Annotated in this window: 8 protein-coding genes; all 8 read right to left on the reverse strand. The window is 49.0% G+C overall.

Annotated elements, in window-relative coordinates; genetic code table 11:
• Positions 1-85 precede the first annotated feature (85 nt).
• Entirely contained in the window at positions 86-2,440 is a 2,355-nt protein-coding gene (locus tag ETHHA_RS09065) for a DUF262 domain-containing protein (protein WP_013485679.1), read from the reverse strand.
• A gap of 5 nt (positions 2,441-2,445) precedes the next feature.
• On the reverse strand, positions 2,446-5,178 hold the full coding sequence (locus ETHHA_RS09070) for a DEAD/DEAH box helicase (RefSeq protein ID WP_013485680.1): 2,733 nt from the start codon (positions 5,176-5,178) through the stop codon (positions 2,446-2,448).
• Positions 5,175-6,104, reverse strand: coding sequence for a HamA C-terminal domain-containing protein (locus tag ETHHA_RS14625; RefSeq protein ID WP_013485681.1), 930 nt, complete (start codon positions 6,102-6,104; stop codon positions 5,175-5,177). Before ETHHA_RS14625 ends, ETHHA_RS09070 begins: the two co-directional genes overlap by 4 nt.
• A gap of 29 nt (positions 6,105-6,133) precedes the next feature.
• Positions 6,134-9,229 (reverse strand): type I restriction endonuclease subunit R, encoded by a 3,096-nt coding sequence (locus ETHHA_RS09080; RefSeq protein ID WP_013485682.1) that lies wholly within the window; start codon positions 9,227-9,229, stop codon positions 6,134-6,136.
• Between the two features lie 2 nt (positions 9,230-9,231).
• Positions 9,232-10,620 carry a restriction endonuclease subunit S gene (locus ETHHA_RS09085; RefSeq protein ID WP_013485683.1) on the reverse strand — a complete coding sequence of 463 codons (1,389 nt, stop codon included), beginning with the start codon at positions 10,618-10,620 and terminating at the stop codon, positions 9,232-9,234.
• A complete protein-coding gene (locus ETHHA_RS09090; RefSeq protein WP_013485684.1) occupies positions 10,620-12,626 on the reverse strand; it encodes a type I restriction-modification system subunit M in 2,007 nt (668 codons plus the stop codon). Before ETHHA_RS09090 ends, ETHHA_RS09085 begins: the two co-directional genes overlap by 1 nt.
• A 90-nt stretch (positions 12,627-12,716) precedes the next feature.
• The gene (locus ETHHA_RS09095; RefSeq protein ID WP_013485685.1) at positions 12,717-12,932 is read right to left on the reverse strand and encodes a helix-turn-helix domain-containing protein; all 216 of its coding nucleotides are present in this window, start codon (positions 12,930-12,932) and stop codon (positions 12,717-12,719) included.
• Entirely contained in the window at positions 12,925-13,782 is an 858-nt protein-coding gene (locus ETHHA_RS09100; protein ID WP_013485686.1) for an NBR1-Ig-like domain-containing protein, read from the reverse strand. The genes ETHHA_RS09095 and ETHHA_RS09100 overlap by 8 nt, the downstream gene beginning before the upstream one ends.
• Positions 13,783-13,814 lie beyond the last annotated feature (32 nt).

Below are 13,814 nucleotides of genomic sequence, written 5' to 3' on the forward strand. Positions count from 1 at the left end.
TATGTATATGTTGCTGTGGCTGCTGTAGTCAAAAGCGACACCCTCAATCTGCAATCGTTAAAAGGTATGGCTACCGTTGAAAGGTTTAATCGGCGCTGTCGGTGTATCCGAAATGGTCTCTGACCTTCTGATGCGTCGTCTTATCATTAAGCATGTAGGCTACAAGCGGGACTGTCGTCATTCCCTTCTCCCAGTAGCCACCATTAATATCCGTCACATATTTCTTCCATGCAACTCCGATAAATACTTCCTTGTTGGGATCGAGTTTCTCCTTGGATTCCTCGGATTCCCACGGCGCGTCTGCAACAGGAGTTGAAGTGCCGTCGACCATCACCTTGAAGTTCTTCATCGGCACAGCGGTTGATGTGCATTCGCCAATACCTACAAAGCCATATCCAGCGATATGGCAATAAACCGTGTCTCCGACCTGAACGTTATAAATAGATTTCCCGCTGCCGCCAAGGTTCGCGGACAGGAATCCGTATTTCAGCGCGTCTGGCCAGCTTCTTTCTGCATAGCCGACTGTAAATTCACGGCCCTTCTCGTTCTTGAAGAAGTCCTTCTCATCGTCATCGGCCCATCCACCAACGATTTCCTTAATGGCATCCGGATTCCAGATGTCACTTGCCATTCTCAGATAGATCTCAGCCCGGTCTGCGATGCTTTGCTTACTGAAGTCAGGAATCGCATGAAAGCCGTACTCGTTAACGACCGTGAGGAATTTCGGATTGTTCGTGTAAGCTGTGTCGTTCAACGCCTGAGCAAGGATGTTGTCTCCCATGTACTTCTGGACCTTCTCGGAGTATTTCATTGCCTGATAGCTTCTGTTCTTGTCTCGGGTGAGCAGGATCAGGTTTCCGATCTGATTCCTGGTGGATTCGAAATCCTCGTAGTCGGTGAAGCTGTCCTCGTAGTCCTCGTACTTGTCCGGAAGGATATGCTCAATATCGTAAGTGTTTCCCTGACGCTTGCGGTCAACGTACTCCTCGAAATGCGACGGATTGCCCATCAGCACATTCACATAGGAAGTGAAGCGCGCGAGGATGTGAAGCATGTAACGTCCGGAGAACCGGTTCAGACTGAACCTGGTGATTCCCTCGACGGTCACGTCCATACGGCGGAGTGTACGGACATAGACCATGCCGATCGTCTTACAGTCCTCATTGCGGATATCCTGCATCGCATGAAACAGCAAATACTTATTCGTGTTCCAGTTAACCTTCTTGAAATTCAGGATTCGGATGGTGGCAAAGTCGTCCACGAACTTTGCGGTCATCTGTATTTTCTTCTGTACGATGTCGTCCGTGTCGTCATTTTTAATGGCAGCGATGGCAAGCATGGTCTGGTAGGTCAGGTCGCGGTTTGCATTGTAGAAGACCTCTTCATATCCGGGCGTCAGCTTGCTGCCATAGCCTTTCATCCGAAGATAGATATCAGTGACACGTGTCATTTCAGTGAGAACAAATTCCTTGTAGTCCTTCGGCTTTACAAGGCCCATCGCCGTCCGGGCGTTGTTGCGTACCCAGGTATGGAACTTGTCTCCAAGAAGTTCGTAATCCTCATCTTTAGCGCCGCGCTTGGTATCTCGCATGGAATTTGCATATTTTGCGCGAAGCCAGATAGAGATGAATTCAACGTCCTGCGTATTCACCATGCCGCTCGTATCGTAAGAAGAGGCGTTCTTGATACGGTTGATGTTGTCCTGCCACTTCCGATTTACCTCAATGCGGTCAGCTTCTGCAACCTGCTGGATGATGTAAGCCTTCATCATCTCGGCGCTGTTCAGACTCAGGCCTCGGTCATTCATTGTCAGGAAAATCGTGTGTGCTTCGTCGTCAGATGGTGTGTCGATCTCCAGCAGGAGGACCTTCTCTATCAGCCAGTTAATAAAGTAAGGAAGCGCTTCTCCCTTCAGCTCGTCAGGGAAGATGTCCTCTATGTCCTGATACCGGTCAAGCATATTCTGTGAGCTCTCATTCACTGGCACATAATTCTCATCTTTTTGCAATAGAGCCTGCATGCAAGTCCCGCGGTCAGCCACATCGATATTGAAGCTCTTCTTACTGAAGGCCTTTGAATAGATCATGTCATCCAGCGGGACAAGGAGATCCTCATCCTTGACAGTTTCTTTTTGCAGGTTGTTCAGATAGATGATGAGAAGTGTTAGCGAGGTCAGACGCTGCTGGCCATCGATGATTTTCTTTACGGAACCGCCAGTACAGATAATGCATCCCATATAATAAAAGCCATAGTTCATGACTTCTTCCGGCGTATCATGATTATCCGGATCATAAAATTCCTCAAATGTGCTCTGGAAGTCGGCGAGCATCTGCTCAATCTGCTTCTGCCCCCACCGATATTCCCGCTGGAAATAATCGACGGTGTATTTGCGACCACTCAGAATTGTTTTGAGCGTGTCTGTTTTGTCAATTTTCTGCATAGTCTTTATCCCTCATCATTATTATCGGCTTCAAAAATCTCCGGTGAGTTCTGCCGTATGTATATGACTTCATTACGAACATCCGTATTACCACACCGAGCAAGAGCAGGGCTAAGTTTCAGCTGGCCTGTGCTACCGTCCCTTATGACATACTCGTGGTGCTCTTTTATGTAGCGAGCGGATTCTCTGGAAAAGCCGCTGCGCTGCAGCAGGATCGTCAGCGGATTCGTCGTACCGAATTCCACGTATTCATACCAATTGTTCCGGTTGAGTGCCTCGTCTCCTCTGATTTTCCTGTACTCGTTGGAGAATCGAAGGAAATAGTTCGAAATGCTGTAAAGGATGATGTTCTCAATAACCTCAAGCGTGTCTCCGAATACGGCATTGTGATGGTCGTCGGAAAGGTAATTGTACGTTATCGGAGACCCATGCTTGTTGATCCAGAATGGGTATGGGTGGTTCTGATGGTATTCAAGAGCCCTGTCCATGATGAACTTCAACCCGCCGCCGTCCATCCACTGGCAGAGGATCACGGCGTACCATCTGCGCAGTGATGGTTTTCCGAGCGTACCGGCCTCGTACTCCTCCCAGTTGAACACTTCTGCAAGTTCGTCGAGAAAAGCAAGCACATCGTCATATACGAACTTCCCATCAACAAGATCTGGATAACGCAGCGGGTTTCGCTCCCTTCGGATAGCTGCAATAAGGCTTGTTGTCTGATCTACCGACGTATTGATGTCGTCATCAGGCTTGACTTCGGCGTCTTTGAAGGTATCCCGGATGAACTCCTCATCGGCTGGCGTCAAGAAGTCTTTGAATTCACGACGCACCAGCGTATCCCGCTCGTGAACAATGTCTCCCTGAAGAATAGTCGCGAATCTGCGCATCATCTCATAGGATTCCTCGCTCTGCATAGCTTTGCCATCAGCGTTCACACGGCGTGGTATTTCCGACTTCCCGCTTTTGAGAATATCGGCGACATACTGTTTCTCGACCTTCTTGAGCACATTCGGATCAGTAGCAATAGAAAGCGACTGCTCTGGAATTTCCTGCCCAAGCATACGTACATAGTCATCTGTCGTTATCTTGCTGTTGCGTTCCGCTACAAAGTAGACATTCCCAAAGAGGTTGAAGCTGATCCTGCCCACTCGGCCTATGAGATTACGGAAATCAATGGTATTCATCTCGCTGAGGAATATCTTGTTCTCCATGATGAACAGATTGTCCGCCGGGAGATTGACGCCCTCCAACAGCGTACTGGTACAGAACATTACCGTGATGTTCCCGGATTTAAAAAGCTCCTCGATCCGTGCCCTTATTGATGCCGGAAGATAACCGATGTGGTAAGCAATGCCATAACGTACCATTTCTGCGAGGTAGTACCATTGATGGACTTCTTCCTGAATGTCCTTTGACAAGGCCTCAAGAAGCGGATCATTTCTCGGGCCATTCGGTTTTATCCGCTCATAGAAGGAGTGGGCGGCCCTTATGGCCTTGTCTCGTCCGTTGTAGTAAACGATGCTCTGCTTACGCTTTTCCTTGGAAAGTTTCCTGTTCTGTGTTTCGATAGCCAGCAGGAAGTCATTCACTTCAATACCGCTGCCGCGCACATTGGCGAGAAGTATTCGGCACTGATCTTCAAGTGCGTGGTCGTTATAAACCTCGATTCGTCCTTTCTTCAGATCAACAAGAAATTTGATCTGAACAACCGGCGAGTATGTGATTGCAAGAGCGTCTTCATCGCCTTCCTCCGCATTGAGCATCAATCTCAGATAGACCTGCGGATTCGGTATGTTCGGCGATGCGAAGATGAAGTGCGGTTTCTTCTGGCGATGCACGAGCTTGTCGACTACTTTGTAGTAGAAAGGCGCTCGACTGTTCTTGCCTGAAAGTTTGTGGGCCTCGTCGATGAACAGATAATCCAGGTCAAAGCGAGGCTTCGCTATCAGAAGGTAAAGAAGTCTCTCCGGCGTCATGACAAGGATGAAGTTCCGGTTATCGTCCTCTAGAGCTATGTCGCTTGCTGCTGTCACCACGCTGTAGTTATGGAGCTTCAGGTAGTTGACCTTCTCTGTATTCTTTTCTCCGCCAAGATCGTCTATGACTTTTGCCCGGACTTCGTTTATCAGCGCCTTGGTAGGGACGATGAGCGCATAGTTCTTCTGGGCCCCGTGCATGATCTCGTCCTTGATGAACATCCTCATAATGAAGGATTTTCCCATCGAAGTGGGCGCGGAGTAGCTAAAGCAGTCGTCCGTCAGATGGTCATAGGCGTTCTTCTGTTCTCCGAAGAACCGCTGGCTAGGTTCCGCGGGGATAGTGAGGTAATCGCCTCTGAACTGTGCGAAAATTTCTTCCAGTGCATGCGGCTCAGAATAGTCCTTGTTTACAAGCTCGAGTCCCTTGTGGTTACCGACGCTTGAGAAAACGTCTCCGGCGTAAAGGTTGACGAGCGAATCCTGCGGATACATCTCATGCATCAGTATGGCTATTTCCTGAGCCCATATCTTGTGCGCGTCTGCCTTCTCTGGATCATTCGACTTGGAGAGAATGTCGGCAAACCGTAAAATGTCGGTTTTCTCCTTGGCGTTGAACAACTCCGTCGAGCTTCGTTGATTCAAGTTGAAGAGACTCAAGCCATAGCCTTTCAGAAGCCGAGCATACAGTGTTCCAAGGTATGGATTGCTGTCGATGCCGGCGAAGATGACCGACCCAAGTGTTCTCTTTTCAACGGTCATAGGTCGACATCTCCTTCCAGAACATGCTGCATGATCAAGTCACTTTCCTCCCTGGCCTGATTAAGAGGCAACGTGAAGAAATAGAACGAGTGATTCTGCAGTTTTGCATCGCGTATCTTTTGAGCTATGTATTCTTCGTGCGCGTTGATGTCGCGAATCATTTTCTTATGCATGCGGTCCCGGAACTGGTCATCGTCATAGCCGTCCGGGATCAGGCCAAGAGAATATCCGAGGAACACTCCGAAGGATGTACCGTAGGCAGCGTTTTTGTGCTCCTCCGGGATAACGTAGCTGGTCAGGACTTTCAGGTCGTCTTCTTCATAGAAGCGATCAAGTGCTGTTTTCTCTACGAGAAGCAGCTCTTCATCCTCGTGATTTGCAATACGAGATATCTTCTCAAAAGCGATGTCAATGGCGTCCTTGATGTCTCCAGTGACGCTCGACGCACCGAATACCATCTGATTGGAGAGGATCGTTTTGCCGTCCCTGCACAGGAAATGAATGCCGTCGGCCTCGCTCGCATACTGCGCAGCATCTGCGCTGAGTTCGATTTTGCTGAGGAGCTTATGAGCATTAAGCTTTTCTTCCATGACAGCATAGACCATGATCTCGCCGAGCGTTTCTCCTGCATCAATGTCTCGAGCCTTGGCGCTTTTTCTCATGGCTCTCAGGGCTTGCTGTGTCACAAGGTCGAAATTGCCTGTATTCCGATAGTTCTCCTGCTTTGCCCGAGAGAACACATACTGCCCGATGTTGAGCATGGTAAATTTCTCAAGATCGGATGATTTGATGTTTCCGTTTCTGACGTTGAGGCAAAAAAGGCGCAGAGAACCAGGGCGTACCATTCCGCTGATCGTCTCGGAATGCTCCACCTCTGTAAAGTAATCATCGAATGTCTTGTCCTTTACAGTTTTGGATAACTCCACGCTTGCTGCCTCCCTTCATTTGCGTCTGTCTACTTTTTAGAATCGCTGTCCTTCTTTTCACCGAACGTTACTTTGCCATCGGCTACCATCATTCCGCTTCTTGGCGCTTCTGTTGGATATCGATAGCTTGTGAAATTGTCGCTGGCGACTTTCGGAGAATCCAAATCGTCTGGTGCTTCATACGGTTTCCCCTCCTTGTTGTACGTCATGTTGAATACCATATTCGTAAGCCACTTCTTGAACGACGGATTGTCCTGAAACTGCTTAAAGAGCTCCATGTTGTCCGCCATGATGGAGAAGATGACCTTCTGCAGGGCGCGCTCGCTTTCTGTTCGGGCTTCCTGCTCATCAGAATTCTTCATGGCATTCTGGTATTTCTCGTCACGAGAAACCATCGCCGGAATCTGGAGGATCTGGCGCTGTACGTTATCAGCGTCATTCCACTGGATGTTTCCGAACATATCGTTGAAATCCATGATGATCTTGGAAAGCGGATCAAGTTCCGGCTCAACGTTATGGCCGACCTTTCCGGCAGGGACCGGAGCAATCTCGGCCTCCTCGTCCTCCAGTTTTATGGCCACGGCCTCCTGTGCTTCATTCCGATAACTGTCCAGATCAATCGTAGACAAAATGCCCTCTGACAAATCATCCTCACGAGGTGACGGAAGTTTCGGTATTAGCAGATTCAGGAAGATCGACAACTTTTCCCAGTCCACATTCCCATAGGGAAGAATGGAACCAAGGAAACCGTATGTACGGACAAATGACTTTGCTGCGCTCTTGAACTTGATCTGATCGTCCGTTTCGAGTTCGTTGTAGGTAGCCACGCACGGATCAAGCAACGGATCAAGCCTGTCTCTCTCAGCTCCGCCAAGGAACAAATCAACTACGTGCTCTACATCGTCAGCGTCATATACCTGATAGCTCTCCATGAGCGTGATCAGGTCGTAAAGCTTGTTCGGATCAGTCTCTCCAGACAGTATCGTTGTCCTGTAGAACTTCGAGAAGGCGTCCTGAATCGTCGATGTCTTGTTTGCAAAGTCCAGCACATAGACTTCGTCCTTCCCGGGAGCCGCGCGGTTCAGACGGGAAAGCGTCTGCACTGCCGCAATGTCATAAAGCGGCTTATCCACGTACATGGTCTGCAGAAGTGGCTCATCAAATCCGGTCTGGAACATGTCTGCAACTACCAGAAGACGATACGGATCTTTCTTGAACTCCTTCGGGATCTTGGCGTCCGGGAACCCGTTCAGTCCTGCCGACGTCAGGGCAGGTTCCTGTCCGTTGTATTTGCACTCGCCGGAGAAAGCGATAATCGCCTTGTACGGACTATGTCTGTCTGCAAGGCACTTGTTGATGGCATAGTAGGTCTCGATGCAGCGTGGGATGCTCGCGGTCACCACCATTGCGCGGGACTTTCCGTTCAGCTTCTTCTTAGCGATGATCTGCTCATGGAAGTGATCCACCATCATGGCAGCCTTCTTGGCGATGACATCCGGATTCCCCTCGACAAAGGAACGCAGTTTTTTCTGGGCGCGCTTCTTGTCGAACATCGGATCGTCCTCGACCTTCTTGGCAATCTTGTACCAGCTGTCGATCGCCGTATAGTTCTTCAAGACGTCAAGGATGAAGCCTTCCTGAATGGCCTGCTTCATGGTGTAAACATGGAAAGGCCTGTGCTTGATTTCGCCATCCTCTTCATATGGCGTTCCGAAAACCTCCTCGGTCTTGTTCTTTGGGGTCGCGGTGAACGCAAAATAGCTCGCGGTCTTTACGAGCTTCCGGCCCTCGACAATCGCATTGATCTTGTCTTCATTGTCCATTTCGTTGTCTGAAGCCATGCCGGAAAGCGCCAGATTCATATTCGCGGAATTGCGCCCGCTCTGGCCTGAGTGTGCCTCATCGATGATAATGGCAAAATGATTATTGATATGTTCCTGACCGATTTCCTGCGAGATGTACGGGAACTTCTCAACCGTGGTTATAATGATCCGCTTGCCATCCTGGATTGCCTTTTTCAGGTCTCCGGAATGCTGTGCCCAAACGACCGTGTTTTTCACCTGCATGAACTGCTTGATGGTATCGCGGATCTGCTTGTCCAGAATCCTGCGGTCGGTGACGACGATAACGGAATCGATCATCGGATGGCCGTCTTGTTCCAATCCAATCAGCTGATGAGCAAGCCATGCGATAGAATTCGACTTTCCGGAGCCTGCACTGTGCTGGATGAGATAGCGCTTACCGACACCGTTTTGTTTCACATCTGTGAGCAGCTTCTCCACGCAGTCCAGCTGATGGTAGCGTGGCCAGATCTGTTTCACGGTTTTCTTCTTCGTGTCCGGATCTTCGTCAACGACGACCTGAGCGTAATTCTCGATAATGCGGGAGAGCTTCCACTTCGTCAGAATGTCCTTCCACAGATAGTCTGTCATGATGCCGTCCGGATTCGGCGGATTGCCCGCGCCATCGTTATAGCCCTTGTTGAATGGCAGGAACCAGCTGTCTTTACCAGCAAGCTTCGTGCAGAACATGACGGTCTGGTCATCGACTGCGAAATGCACCATGCACCGTTTGAACGAGAACAGCGTGTCCCGCGGATCGCGATCTTCCTTATACTGCTCAACGGCATCTGCTGTCGACTGACCAGTGAAATGATTCTTGAGCTCAATCGTGACGACCGGAAGACCGTTGATGAACAGGCAAAGGTCGAGTGCGAGCTTTGAAGCGTCGATGGAATAGCGAAGCTGCCGTGTCACACTGAAGATATTCTTTTCAAACATCTGCTTCGACTTCTCGTTGTTCTCAGTCGGCGTGAAGTAGAACATGATGAGGTCAGCCGGATACGCTTTCACACCGTTTCGCAACACATCAATAATGCCGCGCTTGGCAATCTCTCCGGAAAGGCGGTTTAGGAACTGCCGCTTCTTCTGATCGCTGTTATTTACACCAAGCTTTGCCATTTCCCTCGGCTGCGTATCATTCAGGAACCGGAAGAGGCGGGTTTCGTCTACGGCGTATTCCTTACTGTAGTCGTCATTCGTTCCCTGCTCGTAGCCATTCTGCTCCACGAGCCAGTTCACGATGATCGTCTCAAATCCCCTCTCGGTTTTATCCGTAAAAGCCATGATCAGCCCTCCTCTCCATCGATTTCTGTTACCTCTGTTTCTTCGCCGTCCTCATTGTTATCATCGTAGATGTCGTCGATGTGCTCATATTCGGGAATAGTGACATTGCGGACATCGATCTTTCCGGTGACTACATCCGAGATGATTGTTGACTTTAGCTCCTGAAGCGCTTTTATTTTGCTTTCTGCTAATTGAATAGCTTTATCAAGCATGTCGCATTTATCGTCCAAATAACAAGCAATTTTCTCTTGCTCAGTAACATCAGGATAAGCAAGTTTTAACTGTTCCAATACTCTCATGCCGATGTTTTGCTGAGTACCATATGACCAACCATCCTGCACCTGTTGTTGATATGGCAAAGCCTGCAAAGCGTAAAAGAGAAAACGCGGTAACATCACTTCTTGATTGCAACGGAAAACGGCAAGTGGAGACCATATAGTAAATATTCTGTCTGTATCTACAATTGATACTCGTCCAGTAGTCGCGCCAGATTTGATCATGTATATATCATCAATCTTAGGCACATATTTCTTACAACATTCTTCATAAAAGTCCTGAGAAATAAATCCTCGAATATGATTAAAATCAATTTTTCCATTACCACACGAAACAGCTTCTGCAGAAACAAAGGGGATACCCTCCTCATATAACTGTGGAGTTGTATGTGGGCCGTCCGTCAGCGGTTGTGAAAGGACACGGAGTGTTTTCGTAATTCGCCATCCTTTTGGAATCATCCGATAGTAGCTATTATCTGTCCCACAAAGTTCTTCTCGTTTTAGTCCTGTAGTTACAGTTTTAGTAATAACCGTGTTCTTCAGTTGATTGAATTCCTGTATTTCCTTCCGGCGGATTCCGATCAACTTGTTGATTTCGGAGACCTTCCAGTCAAGAAAACGCACAATTTGATCCTGCTCAGCGCGGGGAGGAACAGGAAGGAGAATGGTCCTCATCTCGCTGTAGCGAGTGGTCCAAAGATCAGCAACAATTCCTCTGCCATTCCTATAGTATTCTTCCGAGAATCTATAGTTGCGAAGCAGGTAATGTACATAGTCATTGTTCAGCTTGCTTCGTGGTGTCAGAACAAGATTGATAAGTGAAACTGATCCGTCCAGTTTAGATACACCACAGGAGCCTTTTCGATCTGAACGGCTATTGATAACAAAATCTCCAGCTTTCACCAGTTTGCGGTTATCACTGTCGTTTGATTTTGCGGCGTGCTCAAGCTGAGGAAGAATACCTTTTTTCGTTACTGACAGTGGCGCATAATCCTTGTCCGATACTTTTGTCTTTCGCTCTGTGAAGAGGGCGTCTATTTTCTGCAATTGCCAATGCGCTGGGATCTGCGGGAGCCATGCGGCATCTGTGTTAATAACATCTGTGTATTCAACCATTACTCCATTCCCTCCACGATCTCATCCATGACGCCATCCGATTCCCTCTCGAGCTCCTTAAGCGAGGCAAGGATGTCTTTCATATCACGGAGTTGTACCGGCTTGTAGAAGTACTTCGTGAAGCTGATCTCGTAACCGATCTTTGTCTTGCTCTCATCCACATAGGCGTCCGGTGCATATGGCTTGACTTCCTTTTCGATGAATGCATCGATCCCACCATCGTAGTTGAACGGTATGTTTTCCGAGTCGCGGAGGTTCGGATCGGATTCGCCTTCAACCTCTTTTGCATGTGGATCAGTTTCCGTGATAAACGGACGGATCTTCTTGAGTTGCGTCTTTTTGAGCTTTGTCGCCTTGGCAAAAGCGTCCCAATCGTCCAGTGGAGTTCCGACTGGAGCATTGGCAACCGCCTCACGAACAGAATCAAGCTCTGACTGCTTCTTGAATGTATCTTCCGGGATTTCTCGTTCCGGGAATACGCGCAGGCGCAGCGGGCGCTCGACAGTTACATTCCAGTAGCCGAACTCACTGTTATCGAATATCATGCTTACGTCGCTTTCCTCCATGTCGAGGAAGATGCGGACAATTTCCTTACGGATTTCCGGCGTGAATTCGCAGTTCTTATTGCCCATGTTCTTGCGCAGCGAGGACTTCATATTTGTCGCGTCGATGAGCTGAATCTTGCCTTTGCGGCGTTCTTCCTTCTTATTGGAAAGCACCCAAATGTATGTGCCAATGCCTGTGTTGTAGAACATGTTGTCAGGCAATGCGATGATGGCCTCTACCAGATCACGCTCGATCATATACCGGCGGGCATTGCTCTCGCCGCTTCCTGCATCGCCCGTGAACAGGGATGAGCCGTTATGTACTTCGATGATACGGCTACCGAGTTCCGTATCGGTTTTCATCTTGGATACATTGTTAAGCAGGAAGAGAAGCTGTCCGTCACTTGTGCGCGGGATCATCTTTAGCTCCTCACCGCCGGGAAGGTATGCATTGAAACGAGTGTCAAGGATTTCACTCTTGCCACCCATCTTGTCTGCATCTGTTTTCCAGCTTTTCCCATACGGTGGATTGGAAAGCATGAAGTCGAACTGCCGCGACGGATTCCCATCCAGCGATAGCGTTGAGCCATAGAAGATGTGTTCGGCTTCCTCGCCATCGCCCTTGAGCAGCATGTCTGCTTTGCAGATGGCGTATGTTTCCGGCTGAACCTCCTGACCAAACAGGTGAATAGAGACATTCTTTCCGCGACGACCCGCGAGTGTCAGGAGTCGTGCCTGAGCAACCGTAAGCATTCCTCCTGTGCCACAGGCACCGTCATAGCAGGAGTATGTTGCATCTTTGATCTGGTCTTCAACGGGATAGAAAGCAAGGTCAGCCATGAGCTCGACAACGTCCCTCGGTGTCCAGTGTTCTCCGGCTTCCTCATTGTTTTCTTCGTTAAATCGGCGGATTAACTCCTCGAAGATTGTTCCCATGCCGTGGTTATCGAGTCCCGGCAGCTTCACGATCTTTTTCTCCGCGTCCTTATAGACAGGATCCGGGCTGAGATTGATATCCGATGACGTGAACTTATCGATGACCGCGCCAAGGATATCCGCATCGACCATAGTCTTGATCTGGTCGCGGAATTTGAACTTGTCGAGGATCTCCTGAACGTTCGGAGAGAAGCCGTCCAGGTATGCCTTGAAGTCGGCTTCAAGCGTCTGCTTCTTCGCGCGGCTCGTCAGATCCTTTAAAAGGAACGGCGAATCATTACAGAATGCTTGTCCAGCCGTATTGCAGAGCGCAGGCCACTGGTTATCGATCTTGGCGGCTTCCAGCTGCTTCTTCATGGTAAGGACGGCTTTCTTTGTTCCTTCAAGCATTGCATCAAGGCGGCGGATGACTGTCATCGGCAGAATAACGTCACGGTATTTACCACGGACATAGACGTCGCGCAGGCAGTCGTCTGCAATTCCCCATATAAAACTGACTATCGAGTTGTACTCCTGATTGTCCATTGACTTTCTCCTTCGCACCGCTGTTTCTTCGCAGCGGCCTTTTTCATTTATTATGTATTACCGGCTGTCCAATAGTCTGGACTTCGCCGATCAGTTTTCCTTGTTTTCCTTTTCGCTGTTTTCTTCGGCAGCTCCGCCGGAGCGAATCCAGTCATCGACTTCGCTCAGTTTGAATTTCCAAAGTCGCCCGACTTTGTATGCAGGCATGTTGCGCTTGTTGATCCATTGCATGATGCTTTCGCGGCCTACCCCGAGGTATTCCTGCACTTCCTTCATCGTTGACCATTTTTCTATATTCTTATCCACGCGTGTCTCCTTCGTCCGACGTATGGAACGTCACCTGAATCCTTATATTGAAATCCCACCGCTTATTCGGAAAGCAGTTTTCTCCATCAGCATCCTGCATTTCCCACTTGCATTCGAAGTTTCCCTCGAAGCCACGGGCATCTATGTCTGTGGCTATTTTTGTAAATTCGCCCGGTCTTGTATCCAGTACCGGAATAACTGTTTTTAGGGGCCGAGGATGTATTTCTGTCTGATTCACCAGAACCAGCTTCCGGTCATGCCATTTACATGTTCCACGGTTCTGTAATTTCCATTCGTGGTGAATGATCTCATAGCAGTCCGCTTCATGACGCCTGCCGCCGAATTCAACCATAACATCATCGCCAGCATACCGAGGGCCGCTTATGTCATCTGCAGATATCGGTTGCCCTGCCAGAAGCGTCTGATACATCTCCCAGACTGCGTTGTCAACGTCGTCACCGGGAGTTGTCACGAACAGACTGAACTGTGCTGCAAGAGCATGAGCGAACTTGGCCTTGTCCAGTTGCGCTCCAGAAGGAATTCCGAACTCCGCCATGCAGGCTGCGAGCTTGTTGGCGGGCAGGTTCTTGTCAATGAATGCAGCAAGCCCATCCAGGTTAATCGGATTCGGGAACGACTCCTTTATTTCCGGGATGAGCGGTCTGTCCTTGGCATAATGCCTCTCGCCTTCAAGAGCTTCATTTGTCCTGTTCTTATATGCAAGAGGCATCACAAAATAATGGCTTCCAGCAGCATTGAAGAACTCGATGATATAGGTTCCTTGATTCCGCTGATTATCTAAAAAGCCATACAGCTTATTGAGAAATTCGTTGCTCTTAATACTGATCACCTCCTCAGGACCTGATTCAGGACCTGCAAGAC

The organism is Ethanoligenens harbinense YUAN-3 (assembly GCF_000178115.2).
Classification (GTDB): domain Bacteria; phylum Bacillota; class Clostridia; order Oscillospirales; family Ethanoligenentaceae; genus Ethanoligenens; species Ethanoligenens harbinense.